Below are 19,376 nucleotides of genomic sequence, written 5' to 3' on the forward strand. Positions count from 1 at the left end.
CCTTACTGGCCAGGATCCAGCTCGACACCTCGGGGATCGACGTCCAGCGGGACATGACCGAAATTGAACAAAGTCGAAATCACACCGGAGCTTTGCCCGTAGATCCCAAATCCTAGAGACCAGGCCGGCTCGAGAGATCGGTCCCGCCGGGACCGCCACCCCCGAATAGGATCCTTAGCGCTACTGACGGGTGCGATAATCTGAGCACCGGAGAGCGATTGCACCCACAAAGGTTCAGGCCAGTCGTCACATTTGAATTGAACAAGACCATCCTCGTGCTCGGTCATCTCAAGTTCGCCTGCAAAATTGAACCAGGCACGGAAGTCGTGTTCCCCTGCGGAGGCAGCAACGTAGTCTTCCACCAGCAGCCACTCAGCGGGTGCCATAGTTATGCGACGTGAGTGATCCCACCCAATATGGGGAGCAGATGCATTCAGTTCATAGAGCGGCCCCGACTGGAAGCATTCCTTGAGGCCAGACCCGTAAGGGGGTCTGCTACGGCGGTCATGGTTCTCTCCGTCCATGGCGACGGTATTGTGCGCCAAGGTTGATTCAACAAACTGTCGTTCAGGCGCGGCATAGTAATAGCCTTCGAGCCGTAGGGGTGAGTTCTGGGGCAACAGGTCGCCGTACCCAAACCTGCCAGCATCAACCAGTATCTCCCGACCCCTGTCGCTCCAAATGAAGTTGAGGTCGTCTGCATGCTTATGCGCCCGAGAATGGAAGGCAGCAGAGAACGCCAAATAGCTGCTTGACTCATGATCATCAGTAGCTCTTGGCTGTGGATCACGAACAAATGCATAACCACCGTCTGGATAAACTGCCATGGTGCGCGGGTTCGGCTTCCCTTCCTTACCTCTTGTCAACAGGAAGTTCGTGAACGGATCGGAAGTCAACGGCATTTTGCCACTAGTCATGGAGCGTTCGGGGCTGTCCCCAAACTGAACTAAACAACCATCAGGCTTGATCATCCAACCGAGCGCGGTCGCCGCCTTCTCGATACGTGCTTTCACAGCGGGATCGTCGATGAGACCTTGCTCAATTCCGAGGTTGAAGGAATCCAGAACCATTCGGTGGTAGTCGGGCGAATGTTCACTATGTGCCCCGTCATCCATAAACTGAGTCGACACCATATACCCCAGACGATCTTCGCCCTGGTTCTTCAACTGGGTCATGCCGGGCAGTGGCGCTAGCCCCTGCCCCAGCACTGTCTGCCCCATCGCGGCGTAGTAGCCATGGTTTGTCCGCGGATTGAAGGATCGATCGAGTGTATGTTCGTGGGCGTGGCGCATAGCAGCTTTCAATAGACGACGCACCTCGCCTTCGGGTCGCCTTGCTCGGACAGCCAGAGCGGTCAGCGCCATGAGCCTAGGCGATCGCAATCCGAGCGACATGTCATACCAGGCCATACTCTCCGGGGAACCAACATTATTTTCGACGTAAGTTTCGATCCACGAGAGCCCCCTTGCCAGACACCACTCGAACAAGGCACGATCGCCAGACTTTACATACTCACGGATCGGGGCGTCCATGAATTCCCAGGCATGAAGATGGAATGCCCAGCTGCGGTTACTGGTGCAAGCTTCTTCCCAAACGATTGGCAGGTCGAGCTGTACGGGAGGGAAACCACTCAGTATCCATCCAGTACCGACAACTGCTTCTGCAGTAGAGGCCATGTCTGCATCGAACCATCGCGAGTAATCCGCGTCCTCTTGACTGGAAATCCACGTGGTGAGCGCCGACAGGTCCACCGCTTCGACGTCCTGGATAGCCCCCGTATTGGAGTACGACGAAACCCCCAGTGACCCGTACATTTTCATGTACTCAATGCCGTTCTTACCCCACGTCCGCTCGCGCCTGACCCATGTCGACCCCTTGCTCGCTAGTTCTCGCCTCCGTTCTTCATCTCCAACTAACTCATCTAGTACTTCAGAGAGAGAGTCGGCGCTCCCAGCAGAAAAGACTTCCGCGGCGCCGCTATCGTTGGCAATTTCAAGCAAGGCGTCCACGTCTGACATAACCACGCAGCGCCCGGTACTGAACGCCTCAAAAGGCTTCAAGGGCGTCACCAATTTGCAAACGTCAACAGGCTTGCGCGGAACAACAAAGATATCAATCAGGCTGTAAAAGTCCAGGACATCTTCATGGGGCACCTTCCCTGTAAATATCGCGTCGTCGATGCCAAGATCTGCGCTCAGCCTCTTAAGATCCTCGAGGACCGGGCCATCCCCGACAAGCAGTAGTCTGACTTTCGCCTCGGTTGCGCTTCGCAGCTTGGCGAAAGCCTGAATTAGGACGTCTATCCCTTCGTATTCGACGACCGAAGAAATGTAACCAATAACCAGTTCATCCGAATCAATACCGAGGTGTCGCAAGAGATCAGTATTTTGTTCAACTACGGGGAATCGTGTTGTATCAACTGCGTTCGGGACAAGATGGATCTTGTCTGGTTCCTCGCCTAAATCTACGAGGCGCTTCTTCATTACACGCGCAAGAGTTGCATTTAGGTCTGCCGTCGATCGCGCCTCCTTTTCGCGCAACGCTCGTAACACATAAGCGTCTGGCAACCCCCACTTCTTCTGGATTGCTTGCCAGCTGGTGATCCCCATCTGTTGCGCAGTCCGCGAGAGCCAAGATTCCTCCCAAAAGCCCCGGCTTTCATAGACAACGGGAATTCCAAAGTGTTTACCCACAGCAGCAGCAGAAAGCGCATTGAAAAAATCAGAATGTGCATGTAATAAACTAGGACGTATGCGAGCAACTGTTCTTGCGAGTTGCTCGATATTAAGCCTCAGCCATTCATCAAGCGGCGTGTTCAGCCGTGATTCTCCCGGCGGAACGTAATACGCAATGCCTTCCAGATAGAATGTTTCTTCTTCTGCCAACTCGCCCTCACCGAGTTGTCCGAGAACCGAAACATGCAGACCCTCGTTCCTCTGCGTCAAAGCTGTGTAGTGTGTGCGAAGTGTATATCCCGACTGAGTACGGGGAAGGGCTTTTCCAACCACGTGGGCAACATGGCCGGCAATCGGTTCAAATCCCCTGGCCTCCGGAAGCTCAGGTTCGAGGTACTCACCCCGAAACACCCGGAGCTCGGCTTGCCGTAGCTCCAAAGCCAAGTGGTCACGTTTGTTGCCACCCTCCGCCACAATACTCGCGAGAAGGGCGTTGCTGCGTTCCCAATATCCTCGCGCTCGAAAGTATTTGCTCAGGTTGCGTCGAACCTTGAAAGGCAGCAGATCTAAAGCGTCATACGTATCAAAAACCGAATATGTAACGAATGGGTCAATCTCACCACTTACTTCCGCAGCAAGAGTAAGGTCGGATCGCGTCAAGATCCCTGAGCTATCCTCTAGAAGGGGTAGAACAGGAAGGAGCACCCGCAAATTATCCAATCGACCGGCTTTTAGTCGCTGTTCGAATACGCTTTCCTGATTTTCGAGCGCAGCCGGCCACTTTTGATCAATCTCATCGGCCCGAGCTTGAAGTAGGAAAATCTCCTTATCAATCCCGTCGAGTCTCTTTCGCATACCCCCAGCACTTTCTCCTGCTGCCTTTTCACTCTGCTCTGCATGTGACTTCATTATTTGAAGTTGCCGGCGCATTATGTGAAGTTGTCGGCGCAGCGAGGAGTAACAGGCCCACGCCAAACCCGCTGCGAGGCCAGCACAACCTGCCCCGGCGAGGCAGACGGCCATGAACGAGGCCCAGAGAATACTCCCAGATCCGATATAAAGGAGGAAAGCCACAAGAAGTAAGCAAATTGACAATGCGAGAACGATTTTGGTGGGACGGCTATCGAGAACGACGTTAAGAAGCGCCTTCAATTGGATTCGACTCCGATACAAATCTGGCAAAGTAGTTTGGGAAAGGTGCGCTGCGAGCAAAACAACAGGAGTTTGATCGGGGCTCTTCATGGGGAAGGGATTGCACACAGAGAAGGCCGGCTGCAGCCGGCCTTCTCGTACTGCTTTGCAGTTACCCCTTGACTAGCGGTGAAGCGGGCATCCGAGAAGCAGCGGCTGTTGAACCAGTGCCGGATAGCAGAGCATAAGCTTCTGCGAAGTCTCGGATATGCGAAGCGTTGGCCGTGACGTTCGAACCGCGCAGCATTGCCCTCAAAATTTCCTGCTTCGCCTCTTCCACTGTAACTTCAGCTTCTGCTGACATTGAGCCCTACCTTCCGTTCGAGATTGTACCTATTGATGCTATAGCATCGCGGTGCGATTGAACGAGTTGCGTCAGACGGTGCCCCACGACTGCCATTCTTCAAAGTACCGTAGCCCGTTGCGAACCTGTCGCAGATACTCGTCCGGAGCTGGAACACGATGCCCAGGACCAAGGTCAGGAGTATACGATCTGAGATTCTCAGGATGATTAGACGCTTGAAAGGCGTTGCGGAACGGCAAGTAATGGCTGGAATAGTGATGATCATCACCAACGTTCTGGACAAAATAGACACGACGCTCAAAGTCCACTTCTTTGAATCTCTTAATCACGTTCATACGCGCGTCATACCGCTTGTCATTCGCGACAGTCTTTTTGCCATAAAGAGTTTGCTGAGCAGTCTCGGCAATCCTAGGCACATATTTGTCCACGTCGATTTGCGGGTTGAAGGCTACTACCGCCGACCCAGGAATATACGTTGACACCTGAAGAGCAGCGAACGCGCCGCCAGAGTTACCGATCAGTGCCACCCGTCGAGCTCCAGAAACATTGGCCACTTTCTGCACCAATGCTCCAATTTGTTCGTGCAGGTTTATATGTTCCGTCCCCGCATACCACGAAAGTATCATGCTCGCGTCGAGGTCGATGCAGGGATCCGAAAGGAAAAGTAATGGTCCGATTCCTAGCTGCTCCATTGAGCGCATGCGTTCGAACCGTGGCATTGAATTTCGGACACGATCCGTGGCTCCGTGGAACATGACGGCGAGAGTTTCACCATGTATCTCACTATTCACATAAGCAGGAAGAACAAGCGCGCCGTAATCCACACTCACGATGGAGCGTTTGGAGGATAATGTCAGTCCTTCAACCCCTCCGCGATAAGAAGAAATGGGCACGTCGTAGAACGAGTGATTGAGGCCTTCTTCCCCCGTCCAATTAATAAGCGGTGACCGCTTTATTTGGCCCACGAGCGGCGATCCCGCTACTATTTCACCTAGATCCCTGCCAGCCAAGTCGACTAACGCAGAACCCAAACCGTAGTCTCTTGCACCGGTGAGCCTTTTCTCTTCGGCGAAATTCTGAAGCCTGCGGATAGCCTTGAGACGCACCGATTCGGTGGCGTCGCCGTCGTATACATCAGATTTGACATCGTAGATCGTCTGAAGCGCCATGCGTCGAAGATCCTCTTCTTGCGATGGGTCTCTATCTCCGAAAGTGGCATCCTGTTCAATTTGCTCGATAACAGCTTGCGGAGCGGCATTGAACGGAGCAATGGCTGCCCCTTCGCCGGTAACGACCATCATTTCAGAATGATGCTGAGTAGTCACCTGAACAGCAATGTTACCGCCAGTCAGCGGGGGCCTCGTCAATGTTGCCATGGTTTCCCCTGATGACCCAATATATGTGATTAGACGAGTGCTCCGGCCAGCGAACTTTATCCGCAGTCGCTTTGCCACAGTCCGACCCCGCCCGTTGTGTAATTCCTCGCATTCCACTTCGACTACTGGTACCGTCAGGCAACTGATTTGAAAACATTTACCGTCGTGACGCACTCTCACATGAGGACCGTCAATATCTACTTCATAGTTCGGTGGCAGTATCCAGTTTTGGGATCCCTCATGTTCTGAGGAACTTCGCACCTGATCGACAACGACTGCGTAATTGCCTGGCTCTGAAAAAAGAATTTTGCGCCGCACCTGAGAAGGTCTATATGTCTCGTCGTCGAGGAAATACTCACGAACGCCGAGTGACCGGCGGAATCGCACTAGTTTCACAATTCCATTCAGTCTATATCCAACATTCGAGAGGCTAATAGAGGTATGGTACTCTCTTCTCAAAATCTTATCGTCGGGTGCATCCTCAGAATCGATCGGATCAATGAGCCATTCCAATCCATCGGAGACATAGGTGATTGAACCGCCGTCTTGATGGTCGTCAGGGCTCTTCACCCCTCCAAAGCGCACGGAGAAAAACGTTTCCTCCTCCATACTCCGTTCGGTCTCCCCCCATCCGGTGCGGCTAAACCCGAAGCCGGACGATGCAACAAAATCAATGGCTTCCGGCGGATCACCTTGACGACCGGACGTATTCACGTACGACTCAGTGTTGGACAACGGCTCGTAGTAGTTCCACGAAAGGTTCTCTGCCTTTCCAACCTCCAAGAATCGTCCATCGGGTTTTGTAGAGTGGATAAGGATTTCACGGGCCGAGCTAAGGCGACTTAACCACATTTCTGGGTCCGAGATTGAACTTCGGTATAAATGGACGAACTCCTTCCACCACTCCGCCTTCGCAACTGCCTCATGTGGTGACCTTGCCAAAGAAAGCCCGCGTTCATCGATGAACGTGTCTAGTGTAGAATCAACAAACTGTTTGGCTTGTTCCTCCCCATCCGGTAAAACAGAGGCCGCGAATAAGACCGCGTCCACGATCTCGAGGGTATACGCGTCAAGTCGCTTCCTGAAACGCTCTCCAAAATAGTCGATATGCTTCCTTACAAGATCAGCGAGAAAGCGTTGTTGGGCTGACGAGAAGCTCATTTCTCGAGCGCCAGCCGCTAGAACGTAGCAGCGGTTTAAAGTAGGTATTAAGCTCCAGGCCGTATCGGGAACGGCTCCTTCCCTGGCAGCTTCGTCCCAGCTTGAAACGTGCTTGAACCAAATCTCTCGTTGGGTATGGTCCGGACTTTCCATTCTGCGCAGTACGTCGAGCCACCTTAGCGAATTTAGGTCCATGCCCCACCGACGGTCATTTGCCGGGTCCGCTGTCCACAAGGAGCCCCCTGCAGGTAGCTTCCAATAGCCTGACTTGGTCCATATGATGTCTGCTTTTAGATATTCGACATGTTCGCTGTCACTGGCGCGCGCGGAGAGTATGCTTTTCCTCATCCGTTGTGCTGATGAGTCGAGCTCCTTACTGATGTTCAGCATACTCTGCCTTTCGGTTAGCCAGGGCCCGCGCAGCGCTAACGATTTGGTTCAGCTTCGCATTGTGCAAAGGGATGAAGTCGATCCATACCGCTCGATTGAACCAAGATTCATGGGATCCAACGGCATCACCTGAATCTACCATCTTTAGATACTCTGAAATCTGATTCGCACGTAAGTATCGGTCCCACACTTTTGGCTTGTTGAGCGTTTCGTACAGATATTCCTTATCGATGCTCCACGTACGGAGTCCTTTGGTATTCGCTGCCTTACTCTCACTCGGCGTCGCTTTGTAGTATGGGATATCCTTCCACTGTCGAACTGCCAACGCAGCTATTGCCCTTGGAGCAACCTTTTCAATTCGTTCTTGCACGGTTAAGTCGAATGCTGCTCGTATATAAGCCTTAGTGCCGAGCAGAACTGTGCTCGTGCCACTCAGTGGTTGATTATGCCAGCGTCGCAACTTTTCTCGGAAATAGAAGGCGTCCAGACTACCTAGTCCTCCTTGTCCCTGAGCGCGAAGTTCTTCATAGTTCCTGTCGAAAAAACTGGGAAGTAAACTATGGGCATGTTCCGTAGGAACGTTCCCTGAGTAAACGCGCTCCAACCGCTTTAGTGGGTGCTTCAAGCTCAATATCTGCTCGGCGATGCCAGGTCTGCTGTAGTAATAACCATGGGTGATCTCACCGTTGGTCCCTCCTATCGCTAGAGCTGCACGCCTTGCAGGTGTACGGACGTCAGCTTTAATATTGGTGGGCGCCGCATCACCGTCCCACATCTCAAAAGCTTTCGAAAGCCTGTCTGCCAAAGGCATTGTCACGTGAGACGGCTTAGGTTCCGTAACTCGGTGACTGATGTTTTGATGGGCATGATCGTAGTTTTTTGTATATATATCCAATAGTGTTCTCGCGATCTCGACTTCTTTGTCTAAGATCCCCAACGTCACCACATTGGCACTACTTCCTCCGGAAAGCCAAAGGCCAGCGGTCATACGTGAATCCTGGCCACCACTTAAATAGAGCGTCGGGGTTCGCTGACTTAAGTTCTCTAAGTTTTTCGCTACGACACGAGATTGGCTAATGGTGGAGATAAATTCAACACGCTGTTCTCGTTCACCAATCAAGTCCTTCATCTCTATGTAATTAGACTCTCGGATCTTACCGGAACTAGAGATATCAATTGTCGTAGCGGCAGGAACTCTACGAACATCGATGAAGGGGGTCGATTCACCCGTGAACCACCCGAAGTTTGCGAAAAGCGCGACTGCGTCGTCGTCAACTCTCAGATCTCGCTGGTTAAAAAAAGCTAGTGAGCCTATATGGTTACTGACTGCGAAGAAGTCTTCGTTCTCAACCATGTAGCATCGACCGAAACCGGCGAGATCAGTCCAAATGCGAATTTCACCCCTAGGATCGATCCAAAACCCAAAATGATTCATAATGAAATCATCGAAAGATCCTCGCCGAGCAATCTTCGCCGTGATGCAGTCGGCCCAGGTTTCTGCTGCAACTATTTCGTCGGCGGGGACCGGTGGCTGCGAGAAACCGAAGGTACCGAGTTCAGTCTCGATCCAGGTCGGAACTTTCCAAGTTTCTTCCATTCGGTCAGCGTTAAAGGCGAATACAGACTCGGTGCGCAACTGGTGATCTCGAGCGTCGCCGAAGATTCCCCGTGCGTAGTCTATGGCAGCATCTGCCAGTGGATGCAACCGCTGCTTTCCCTGAGGAGTTTTCGCAACGCACAATAGATTCAAATTCAAAACTTCTCCTTAGCCCGGAGGCATCCCCCGTTGACTCTTGTTGACACGTTTCACTCCAGTTTACCGCGGAGGTATCCCCTTTGGTTTCGCTTGGGGTTACTCTCGAGCCCGCACATTGCCCTGGAATCAAGGTCTCGTAGAGGGTCGCATGTTCTGTCGCCTCGGCCGTTGAGTCCGTGGCTACAGCAGACGCCGCGCTGTTATCCACAGGGACAAGACTGCCAAGATTTCTCTGCTGCCCTAGGCAGGTGGGTCGGCTGTAGGTATCTTCCGCGGGCAAACAGTCGTTCTAAACAAGAAAGCCCGCCTCACGCATCAGATGACAGGCGATATTGGCTCACAACCTGCTCAACCGCCGAAGTGGTCCCAGCCAATGGCCTGAACGGCGGCGCCATCCAGCGTCGCCGGGGCCGATCCGCTTTCACGGACCGCTCCGACGGCCACGAAACCGTCCGGAAGTGCCTCCTCTGCCGGGAAGGTGCACAGCAGGCCATGGTCTTCTCCGCCGCCGAGCACCCATTCCATCGGGTCGGCGCCCAACAGGTTTGCTGCCTCGCCTAGCGGTTCAACAAAGCCCTGCAGCGCTGCCGCGAACAGGTCCACCGAGACGGAGCTTGCACGGGCCAGCCGGGCAGCGTCACGGAGCAGTCCATCCGAAATGTCCATCATGGCGGTGGCGCCTGCCTTGGCGGCCGCCGGGCCTGCATGCAGTGGAGGCTCGGGCCGGGACTGGATGTTGGCCAGTTTCTGCAGCCCATCCCGGGCCCCGCCGTTAAAGTGCTTGCTGTCGAGCAGGCACAATCCGGCCGCGGCCTGGCCCAGCGTCCCGGCCACCGCCACGATGTCGCCGGGGCGCGCACCGCTGCGGAGCACCGGACGGCGGCTTTCGAGATCGCCGGTGACGGCGGCCGTGACCACCAGCGCATCTCCCCGGCCCAGATCGCCGCCGACGACGGAGCACCGGTCCGCGCCAAGTTTCCGGATTGCCTCGGCCACACCGTCGGCCAGGTCCTCAACCCACGCCACCGGCGTCGAACCAGGCAGGGTGAGGCTGATGACTAGGGACGTGGGCACGGCCCCCATGGCGTTGATGTCCGAGAGGTTCTGCGCCACGGATTTCCAACCGACGTCGTAGCCGGTGGTCCGGTATCCGGAAGGCCACTCGAGCCGGAAGTCCTGGTCCTGGACCAACGTGTCGATCGAAATCACGGTCCGGGCATCCGGCGCGTCGATAACGGCAGCATCGTCGCCGGGGCCGACCGGGACGTCGGCCGGGCCAAGGCGCGGAAAGATCCGCTCCAGCAGGGAGCCCTCATCCAGGTCATTGATCATCAGTTCATCGGCCAATTTTTGCATTCTCCCTTGTCATCACCGGCCCGTGCCGCACTTCGCACGGGCCACGCAGGCTTTCCGGCGGCGTCATTCTCCGGCCGCCGCCGCTACCGCCTGCCGGAATTCCTTATACAGGGCGACCGCCTTCTCCACGGGCTGGACGATCCGCTTTTCCGCCACCTGCGCAACGGAGGCACGCAACCGCCGTCGTGCCTTCGCTGCCCTGGATCGGGCGACGAGCCGCGCTATCAGGCCGGATGCCAGCGCCAGCAGCACCCCGGCGAGGATCCCCGCGGCCAGCAACAAGGTGGGCACGGGGAAGCCCTCTACCCTTGGTGTTTCCGGCACCGGGAACTGAAAGTATCCCAGCGCCGCTATGCCCAGTAGCCAGAGCGCTCCGGCCAAGGCCGCCGCCAGGGCGCACCACTGGATCACGCCGAACACGGGCCACCACCAGGACGCCCGGTCAGACCGCAGGTCGCTGCGCGCCAGGGCTTGGTCCAAGTCGTCGGGGAGTGTGTCCTCGGCGGACCGTGCGGCCCGGCGGATGGCCGCGCGCCACGGGGCGCTGGCTCCCTCGCCGGCCCGGTCGGCGAACTGGCGGACAGCCTTGTCCGCCTGTGCCTGCTGCGCCGCGCCGGGCGCCGGCATCGACGAGCGATTGAGCATCGGGCTGACGTCCTTGCGGTCTAGGTTCAGCCGTTTGAGCGGATCCCGGCGCAGCTTCCCCAGCCAGCGGACCAACGGCCATCCGGTCTTGGCATGCGACTGCCGACGGTAGGAGGTTGCGACGGCATCGCAGATTGCATCAACGCCCGCGGCCTGCGCGAGCTGTTCGGCCAGTTCGGCGCGGGCGGGCTTGCTGACCCCGGCCGGTTCCGAGCCAAGGTCCAGGTTTAGCGCGTGGGCTGCGTTGCGGACATCGGCGATGAGCCGGTTTGTTACGGCCTGCCGCTGGTCGGCGAATGCCGTAATGGCGGCCTTGAGCTCGTCGATGCCGGCGCCCGTCCGGGCGGAGACCGGATAGACGTCTGCCCGGCCCAGGCCGTCCTGGACCAGGATGTCCTTGAGCGATGCCAGGACCGGTTGCAGTTGGTTCTCTGCCAACCGGTCCACCTGGTTTAGCACCACCAGAGTCACCGCACCGTGGGATGCCAGCGGCCGCAGGAACCCGTGGTGTACTGCCGCATCGGCATATTTCTGCGGATCCAGGACCCAGACCAAGACGTCCACTTGCCCCGCGAGCCGTTGCACAATCTCGCGGTGCTCAACCGCGGTGGAATCAAAGTCGGGCAGGTCCAGCAGGATCAGGCCGCCATGTCCGCCCAGCGACTCATCAGCAATGAAGTGCCGGTGGGCTACCTGCAGCCAATCCAGCAGCGGCTCGCTGCCGGCCGTTCCCCAAATGCCGGCCAGTGTTGCCGATGTGGTCGGACGACGTGCAGCCACGGTGGCGTGATGGGTTCCGGAGACGGCGTTAAAGAGGGAGGACTTGCCGCTGCCCGTCGCTCCGAAAAACCCGACCACGGTATGTTCAGCAGACAGGGAGCGACGGGTGCTGGCGCGTTCCAGGACGTCGTTGATTGGCGCAAATTCCGCTTTCGGCAGCACACCTGCGGCAAGTTCGACAGCCGAATTCAAGGCCTCCAGCCGCGCCGCCAACAGGGATGCTTCGGGCTTGCCCCTGTGCCGGCTCATTCCGGAGCCTCCGTGTCCGTTTTCGCTCCCACAGCGTGCAGTTTTTCGGCGAGTGAGCGCATCGCCTCGGCTTGCTGCTCCTGCGGCGGGACTCTGGACAGAAAGCGCTCCGCTTCAGCCTGCATCAGCCTGCGTGTGCGCTCCTCCAGCTGGGAACGGGCCTTGCGTGCCAGCCGGCGGACGGCGTCCTCGCCGAAGACCGCTTCGAGCAGCTTCTGGCCCACCACAGCCGTTCCGCCGGCAACGCCGATTTCCAAACCTGTCAGTCCGCCGGTCGCCGCGAAAATCACCACCATCAGCGCCACGCCGAGCCCATTGACTCCGAAGGAGAGCATGCGTGCGGTGAACCGCTTGTCCTCGCCCTCGCTGCGGATCAGTTCCAGCAGATCCGCCTGCCATGCCCGGATCTCCCGCGCCACTTCATCCGAGAATCCGGCGCTGGGAGTGGACAGGTCTTCTCCTCCGAGCAAGCCCTGTCCTGCCGGATCCACCCGCCATCCAGCGTCGGCTTGCTCCGCGCCCTTGGCCGCGGCCTCGACGACGACGGCTTGCAGCCCGGACTCGATGGCTGCCTCGACCACCACCGAGGGTGCTGGCTTGCCGGAAAAGAACGCGCCGATCCGGTCCCGCAGCCGGCCTATTCCGCTCTCGATGCCGCGGAAAAATTCCCCGGTTCCGACAAAGTCCTGCCACCGGGCCAACACCTCTCCGCGCAGCAGCGTCCCGTCCTGCGTTGCCGCGAGAGCCTGAACGGTGGCTGCTTCGTAGGCTCCCTCGACAATCTTGCGCAGTCTCTGGCCGGCGGCGTACTGATCGTCTGCCGCGACGGCACCGGCCCGGACGGTGCGGGCCAAGGAGCGCACGGCCCCACCCAGCGTGCGGCGGGCAATATCGGCACGGCTGGAAGCATCAGCGGCAAGCTCCTCGAGCCACGCGCGGATCGGGTCCACGGCACCGGCCGGCAGCATGCCCTGCCCGTCCAGCGTGGACTCGTGAATGACGAACATCCTGGCGGCAGCGAGCCCCTGTCGCTGCAGCAGCCCGGCCAGGTCGGTGCGGACCTCCAGCTCAACGTCCGCCGGCACCCGGTCCAGGACGACGGCGACTTCGATGTCCCGCTGTGCGGCGTCCAACAGCAGCGCCCACGGCACTGCATCCGCGTAACGGTTGGCAGTGGTCACGAAAATCCACAGGTCCGCCGCCGCGAGCAGCTGACCGGCCAGCCGTCGGTTGTCGTCCGCGATTGAATCGATATCCGGCGCGTCGAGCAGCGCTATGCCGGCGGGGATGCTGCCGTCAGCCAACAACACCAGCGAGGTTCCCGCCGGCTCTGCTGCCAGTTCCGCCCCGCCGGCGTACGCCTCGGTCGCGGCTTGTGCCGGAGTTCCGATGATCCGACTGAGGCCGGGCAGGATCCGCGGGTCCGTAAACCAGACCCCGTCGCTCGGATGATGCAGCAGGACGGGCTGGCGGGTGGTTGGCCGAATGGCTCCCGCGCGAGTCGCCGGATACCCGGCCAGCGCGTTCACCAAGGTAGATTTACCGGCGCCGGTCGAGCCTCCCACCACCGCCAGCAGCGGTGCTTTTAGCCTGCGGTAGCGGGGCAAAATATAGTCGTCCAGCTGGGCCACGGCGGCCCGGGTTGCGCCGCGTGCCTCGACGGCGCCCGGCACGTCCAGCGGCAAGTCCAACGCCTCCAGCGTGCTGCGGCTTTCTTCCAAGAGCGCGACGGCTTCCGCCGCTCCCCTGTCCTGGCCCTCGGGCAACATGCTGGTCACGCTCCCCATCATGCCAGCAGAAGCGGTCAACCATGCGGACCATGGCCGCTGCGAGACGCACGTCTCCTGGCAGACAAAAACCGGGCCCGGACATGACGTCCGGGACCGGCTGTTGGTGACCCCAGCGGGATTCGAACCCGCGTTACCGCCGTGAGAGGGCGGCGTACTAGGCCGCTATACGATGGGGCCGCATAGCTTGCACTGTTGAAAGGCCGGTGCTGCCTTGTCCTGCTCGGACAGTGACCCCAGCGGGATTCGAACCCGCGTTACCGCCGTGAGAGGGCGGCGTACTAGGCCGCTATACGATGGGGCCGTAGGTTTGTTTGGAGTTTGCCTCCGCACAATCCAGCCCCCGCATAGCGGAGGCTGCAGCGCTGGGATACCAGGACTCGAACCTAGAATGACGGTACCAGAAACCGTTGTGTTGCCAATTACACCATATCCCAATGGCACTTTCGGAGCCGATGGAAACGGGCTTTCGTCCATTCCCTAGCGCCTCAGCACGAGTAATTACTTTACCGGATGCCTGCTCGAAAGTGCAAAACGAGCAGTAAACGGACGGCTGGACCGCGCACTGCTCCGCTTCATGCTCAGCCGCGGAACGACTTCAGCCGTGCCAGCGAGGACTCCTTGCCGAGGATCACCATGGACTCGAACAGCGGCGGAGAGATGCGCCGGCCCGAAACAGCGGTCCGGACCGGACCGAAGGCCAGCCTCGGCTTGAGTCCCAGACCATCGACCAGGGCCGCACGCAGCGCCGCCTGGATGTTCTCCGCCGTCCACTCCTCGAGCGGCTCCAGCGCCGCCAACGCGGCATCCAGCGCCTCGGTGAGATTCTCCGGCAGCCCCTTGCGCGCGTCTTGGGCGACGTCGATCTGGTCGTCGTTCTTGAACAGGAAGGCGAGCATCTCCGGCGCTTCACCCAGCAGCGTGATGCGCTCCTGCACCAGTGGGGCGGCATCTGCAAGAATCATTTGCTCGCGCTTGGTCAGCACCTCGCCGACCAAGCCGGCGTGCTGGAGGTAGGGAACCAGTCGGAGTTTGAAGTCACCCGGTTCCAGCAGTCGGACATGGGTTCCGTTGATGGCTTCGGCCTTCTTCAGGTCGAAGCGGGCAGGATTGGCGAGCACGTCGTGGATATCGAAGTTCACCACCAACTGGTCAACGGTAAAGATGTCCTCGTCAGCGGACAGTGACCATCCCAACAGTGACAGGTAGTTCAATAGCCCCTCGGGGATGAAGCCGCGTTCGCGGTGCAGGAAGAGGTTGGATTCCGGATCACGCTTGGAAAGTTTCTTGTTGCCTTCACCCATCACATACGGCAAGTGGCCGAACAGCGGCATGTAGCGGGCAACTCCGATGTCCACCAGCGCCCGGTAGAGCGCGATCTGACGAGGCGTCGAAGAAAGCAGATCTTCCCCGCGCAGCACGTGGGTGATGCCCATCAGCGCGTCATCCACCGGATTGACCAGCGTGTAGAGGGGTTTGCCGTTCGCCCGTACCACCACGAAGTCCGGCACGCTGCCGGCCTTGAAGGTGATTTCACCACGGACCAGGTCCGTGAAGGTGATGTCTTCGTCCGGCATCCGCACCCGCAGTACCGGCTCGCGGCCTTCTGCCTTGAAGGCCGCAACCTGTTCCGGCGTCAGGTGCCGGTCGAAGTTGTCGTAGCCGAGCTTGATGTCGCGGCCCGCGGCACGGTGCCGTTCCTCGACCTCTTCCGGGGTGGAGTAGGACTCGTAGACGTGACCGCCCTCTTTGAGCTTGGCGATCACGTCCTGGTAGATGTCGCCGCGCTGGGACTGCCGGTAGGGCTTGTGCGGCCCCCCCACTTCAACCCCCTCGTCCCAGTCAATGCCCAGCCACTTCATGGCGTCGAGCAACTGAAGGTAGCTTTCCTCACTGTCGCGGGCGGCATCGGTGTCCTCGATCCGGAACACCATGGTGCCACCGGTGTGCCGGGCATAGGCCCAGTTGAACAGCGCGGTACGGATCAGGCCCACGTGCGGGGTGCCCGTGGGAGACGGGCAGAAGCGTACGCGGACGGGGGTTTCGTCGTCGACAGTGGGAATGGCAGCAGCATTAGTCATGATGGCTCCCAGTTTAGTCTTCAGGACGCGTCTCGGTTGATAACACGTTTTGCCACGGGCTGCATGGCCCCGGATACTTTTCAAAAGATTTCGATTTTCCCAGTCTCATATCTAAGGATCACCTATGCGTATTTCTGTCATCGGTTGCGGTTATCTAGGTGCCGTTCACGCTGCTTCCATGGCCAAGTTGGGCCACGACGTGGTGGGCATCGACGTTGACGAGCGCAAGATCACGGACCTGCAGGCCGGCCGGGCTCCGTTCTTCGAACCCGGGTTGCCAGAGCTCCTCACTGAGGTTCAGGAGACGGGCCGTTTGAGCTTCAGCACCGACATGGCAGCGGCCGAAGGTGCACAGGTCCATTTCGTATGTGTCGGTACTCCCCAGCGCAAAGGTGAGTATGCCGCGGACCTCACGTATGTCGATGCGGCGTTTACCGAACTCATCCCCTATTTGCATGAAGGCGACATCGCTGTCGGAAAATCCACCGTTCCAGTCGGCACCGCGGAGCGGCTGGCCGAAACCGTTGCCGCCGGCGCTCCCGGTGCGGTCTTGGCTTGGAACCCCGAGTTCCTTCGCGAGGGCCACGCGGTCAAGGACACGCTGACTCCGGACCGTTTTGTTTACGGCGTCCCGGAAGGGCCCGCCGGCGCGGCCGCCACCTCAGCCCTCGACGAGGTGTACGCCACTCCTCTGGCCGACAACACGCCCCGGCTGGTCGTCGATTACGCGACGGCAGAGCTGGTGAAGACCGCCGCGAACTCCTTCCTCGCGACGAAGATTTCCTTCATCAATGCCATGGCGGAAATCTGTGCGGCAACCGGAGCCGACGTCACGGCACTCGCAGACGCGATTGGAATGGACGACCGTATCGGCCGCAAGTTCCTGAATGCCGGCGTCGGTTTTGGCGGTGGCTGCCTGCCGAAGGACATTCGTGCGTTCATGGCCCGTGCCGGCGAACTGGGCGCCGACCAGGCGCTGACCTTTCTCCGCGAAGTAGATGACATCAACATGCGTCGTCGCTCACGCGTGGTGGAACTGACCCGGGACCTCCTTGGCGGGTCTCTCATCGGCAAGCGCGTGACCGTCCTTGGCGCGGCCTTCAAGCCCAATTCCGACGACGTACGCGACTCCCCCGCCCTGTCCGTTGCCGCCCAATTGCAACTGCAAGGCGCCACGGTGACCGTCACTGACCCAGAAGCGCTGGACAACGCGAAGCTACGGTTCCCTGAACTGAGCTACGAGCCGGACCTGAAGAAGGCGGTTTACAGTGCCCATGCGCTGGTCCTGCTGACCGAATGGGACCAGTACAAGGACATGGACCCTGCGGAAACCGGCAGCCTGGTTGACGAACAAATCGTCCTCGACGGACGCAACGTCCTTGATCCCGTTGTCTGGCGCGCGGCAGGTTGGACTTACCGCGGCATCGGCCGACCGTAAGGACGATTGAGAATGCGGGGCCTGCAGTAATACGCAGGCCCCGCATTTTCATCTGCACTCACTGTTGGGCGGGGAATATCACCTTTATGGAGCCCGGAGGAAGAGTAACAGCAGGGCCGGCCTCCTGACTGCCAACTCCAATGACCCATTGTCGGGATGGGCACCCTGGTCCCGGCTACAAGCCACGTATCGGAGGCAACGAAATAACCTTTCACCAGTACCATTACCTTGAAGCGTGGCAGGGAGAGTGGTCAGAGTTTCGCCGGACGAGACGCTTCAGGGACCAGTGTTCTTTCGCATGCAACACCTGCGTCATTTGTTGGTCCAGTCCGAGGATCGGCTTCGCGGCTCAGTGCCGTGTTCCTGGGCAAATTCTTCAATAAATCAATAACGAACACTAAGGCTGCCGAGTACTCATGTATCCCCCTGGATTTGACCGACCCACTTCAGAGTCGCCCTTCCTCAGCTTCGTCGCCGCCGAGTACCACCGACGAGGAACACCGCGGCGGAAAGAGCTTGCGAAAAAGCTCATCTCACATCCTTTCGTGGCGGAGTTAGGATTTCGTGTCCCGCAACCTTTGGGCACTCTGAGCGAAATTGGCGCGTTATCGGATTCCGGACTGCCCGAGAGATTCGTGCTTAAACTCGCAGGCGGCTGGTCATCGCGTGGAGTGATGCTTCTGCAACAGTTCGATGGCGAATCGTACTTCGACTATATGAGCATGCGGGCTTTCACCGCGCAGGAGATCCAGGAAGCGCAGTCTAAAATCGTCCAAGCCTATAAGGTCAAGCGACCGCGGTGGCTCTTGGAAGAGATGGTCGAGCCCACCGTGAGTGTCGGATCGATACCCTTCGATTACAAGTTTTATTGCTTCCGGGGCCGGGTGGGAATGGTCGTCCAGATTGACCGGAACTCGAGTCCAGCCAAAACCGCTATATTTGACGCGGGCTTCAAACCGCTTAAATACGGTCGGGATTACATCTTCAATAAGAGCGCTAAGCCAGGCGTGCCTTTAGTCCCCATGCACGCCGCAGAGATGATGTGGTGGGCGCAGAAACTGTCCCTTGAGGCTGATTCTCCGTTCGTCAGGATAGACATGTATGACAGCCCCACCGGGCCGGTTTTTGGGGAGTTTACATATTCTCCTGGCGCCACACACCACAGAGCCTACATCTATTCACACGAGATTCTTGACGGACTCGACTCACTATTTCTCACCGATCCTGACCAGCTCGATGAGTTGCAGACGACTCCGTTGGACGTCCGGACGGCCATTCCTCGCATTCCACCCCATGCCTATAAGTCGTGGGCAAGCTACGCCTATAACGGCGGTCCTCGGGGAGCCGACCGCCTCCACGAATTTTATAAACAAGAGGCACGGAAAGTCGGCCCGGAAGACGTTACCTACGCCTGGACTCGCCGTCTGGGTCAAAGATGGGCGGCCATACGCGACTCATTGCAAGGCCAGAATCGCCGAATTGCAGCGGAATACATTGCACCCGAAAAGGGGGTATCTAACGGCTCCGCCGATTAGCGCTGACCCAGCGACGGATGTGCCGGTAGAGGTAATACAGCGCGAGCAGGATGCCGATGGCTAGGAACGTTCCTGCCAGCCAGGGTGGACCGCCCAGGTAATGGGTTGCTCTGGCAGCCACCGAGAAGGTGGCAAGCGAGCCAAGCGCAAAGGCAATGAACGAACGACGATGAGATCGGCTGCTGCTGCTTCGGGCGGCCGACCTCATCGCCGCGCCAATCCCGCGGCCGATGGCACGTTGTCCCCTCAGGACGGCCACCCGCCGTCGTGCTTTGCAGGGTGTTGAAAAAGCAGCACAGCGATTACCGGCGCGCCGTGTTCGAGAGCGTTCCGATGCCTTCGATCTCCACCTCGTAGCGCTGGCCGGCTTCAATGGTGCCGACGCCGGAGGGGGTGCCGGTCATGATCACGTCGCCGGGCAACAGCGTGAAGGCCTGGGAGGCATAGGACACCAGTTCCTTAACGCCCCAGATCATCTGCGAGGTATTCCCGTCCTGCTTCAGCTCGCCGTCGAGCCGGCCACGGATGGCCAGGTCTTCGGTGTCCAGTTCGGTTTCGATCCACGGGCCGAGCGGGGCCGAGCCGTCGAAGCCCTTGGCGCGGGCCCACTGGTTGTCGGTGCGCTGCGCGTCGCGTGCGGTGAGGTCGTTGC

10 protein-coding genes and 3 tRNA genes are annotated in these 19,376 nt (G+C 58.6%); 2 read left to right on the forward strand and 11 right to left on the reverse strand.

Translation table 11 applies throughout. From position 1 onward, the window contains the following. Nucleotides 1-2: 2 nt before the first annotated feature. The 10 genes from AC5RWT_RS11395 to gltX form a co-directional block, all read right to left on the reverse strand. Nucleotides 3-3,584, reverse strand: a complete 3,582-nt coding sequence (locus AC5RWT_RS11395) for a glycosyltransferase (protein ID WP_494080320.1) — start codon at nucleotides 3,582-3,584, stop codon at nucleotides 3-5. 657 nt (nucleotides 3,585-4,241) lie between these two features. Next, complete coding sequence (locus AC5RWT_RS11400) at nucleotides 4,242-7,097, reverse strand: hypothetical protein (protein ID WP_494080321.1); 2,856 nt, start codon at nucleotides 7,095-7,097, stop codon at nucleotides 4,242-4,244. Beyond that, nucleotides 7,081-8,853 (reverse strand): hypothetical protein, encoded by a 1,773-nt coding sequence (locus tag AC5RWT_RS11405; RefSeq protein WP_494080322.1) that lies wholly within the window; start codon nucleotides 8,851-8,853, stop codon nucleotides 7,081-7,083. The genes AC5RWT_RS11400 and AC5RWT_RS11405 overlap by 17 nt, the downstream gene beginning before the upstream one ends. 348 nt (nucleotides 8,854-9,201) lie before the next feature. Next, nucleotides 9,202-10,209, reverse strand: a complete 1,008-nt coding sequence (locus tag AC5RWT_RS11410; protein ID WP_494080323.1) for a thiamine-phosphate kinase — start codon at nucleotides 10,207-10,209, stop codon at nucleotides 9,202-9,204. A gap of 63 nt (nucleotides 10,210-10,272) precedes the next feature. Continuing rightward, on the reverse strand, nucleotides 10,273-11,883 hold the full coding sequence (locus AC5RWT_RS11415; protein ID WP_494080324.1) for a GTPase: 1,611 nt from the start codon (nucleotides 11,881-11,883) through the stop codon (nucleotides 10,273-10,275). Next, nucleotides 11,880-13,652, reverse strand: a complete 1,773-nt coding sequence (locus AC5RWT_RS11420) for a dynamin family protein (RefSeq protein WP_494080331.1) — start codon at nucleotides 13,650-13,652, stop codon at nucleotides 11,880-11,882. The genes AC5RWT_RS11415 and AC5RWT_RS11420 overlap by 4 nt, the downstream gene beginning before the upstream one ends. A gap of 122 nt (nucleotides 13,653-13,774) precedes the next feature. Beyond that, nucleotides 13,775-13,850 (reverse strand) — tRNA-Glu (locus AC5RWT_RS11425). A gap of 51 nt (nucleotides 13,851-13,901) precedes the next feature. Further along, nucleotides 13,902-13,974 (reverse strand) — tRNA-Glu (locus tag AC5RWT_RS11430). 61 nt (nucleotides 13,975-14,035) lie between these two features. Next, nucleotides 14,036-14,107: transfer RNA gene (locus AC5RWT_RS11435), tRNA-Gln, on the reverse strand. Between the two features lie 144 nt (nucleotides 14,108-14,251). Then, on the reverse strand, nucleotides 14,252-15,751 hold the full coding sequence (gene gltX / locus AC5RWT_RS11440; RefSeq protein WP_494080325.1) for a glutamate--tRNA ligase: 1,500 nt from the start codon (nucleotides 15,749-15,751) through the stop codon (nucleotides 14,252-14,254). Nucleotides 15,752-15,875: 124 nt separating this feature from the next. On the opposite strand from gltX, the gene AC5RWT_RS11445 reads away from it, so the two are divergent. Both AC5RWT_RS11445 and AC5RWT_RS11450 read left to right on the forward strand, forming a co-directional pair. Then, nucleotides 15,876-17,189 carry a UDP-glucose dehydrogenase family protein gene (locus tag AC5RWT_RS11445; protein WP_494080326.1) on the forward strand — a complete coding sequence of 438 codons (1,314 nt, stop codon included), beginning with the start codon at nucleotides 15,876-15,878 and terminating at the stop codon, nucleotides 17,187-17,189. Between the two features lie 416 nt (nucleotides 17,190-17,605). Beyond that, complete coding sequence (locus tag AC5RWT_RS11450) at nucleotides 17,606-18,724, forward strand: ATP-grasp fold amidoligase family protein (RefSeq protein ID WP_494080327.1); 1,119 nt, start codon at nucleotides 17,606-17,608, stop codon at nucleotides 18,722-18,724. Between the two features lie 302 nt (nucleotides 18,725-19,026). On the opposite strand, the gene AC5RWT_RS11455 is transcribed toward AC5RWT_RS11450, so the two are convergent. Next, a partial coding sequence (locus tag AC5RWT_RS11455) for a fumarylacetoacetate hydrolase family protein (protein ID WP_494080328.1) occupies nucleotides 19,027-19,376 on the reverse strand: 350 nt, incomplete at its 5' end.

The organism is Arthrobacter sp. Dra40 (assembly GCF_059091905.1).

What these genes read in the sequence shown, in the direction of transcription:
- AC5RWT_RS11395 (WP_494080320.1), bottom strand. Translation starts at nt 3,584, where the DNA reads ATGAAGTCACATGCAGAGCAGAGTGAAAAGGCAGCAGGAGAAAGTGCT.
- AC5RWT_RS11400 (WP_494080321.1), bottom strand. Translation starts at nt 7,097, where the DNA reads ATGCTGAACATCAGTAAGGAGCTCGACTCATCAGCACAACGGATGAGG.
- AC5RWT_RS11410 (WP_494080323.1), bottom strand. Translation starts at nt 10,209, where the DNA reads ATGCAAAAATTGGCCGATGAACTGATGATCAATGACCTGGATGAGGGC.
- AC5RWT_RS11415 (WP_494080324.1), bottom strand. Translation starts at nt 11,883, where the DNA reads ATGAGCCGGCACAGGGGCAAGCCCGAAGCATCCCTGTTGGCGGCGCGG.
- AC5RWT_RS11420 (WP_494080331.1), bottom strand. Translation starts at nt 13,652, where the DNA reads ATGTTGCCCGAGGGCCAGGACAGGGGAGCGGCGGAAGCCGTCGCGCTC.
- gltX (WP_494080325.1), bottom strand. Translation starts at nt 15,751, where the DNA reads ATGACTAATGCTGCTGCCATTCCCACTGTCGACGACGAAACCCCCGTC.
- AC5RWT_RS11445 (WP_494080326.1), top strand. Translation starts at nt 15,876, where the DNA reads ATGCGTATTTCTGTCATCGGTTGCGGTTATCTAGGTGCCGTTCACGCT.
- AC5RWT_RS11450 (WP_494080327.1), top strand. Translation starts at nt 17,606, where the DNA reads ATGTATCCCCCTGGATTTGACCGACCCACTTCAGAGTCGCCCTTCCTC.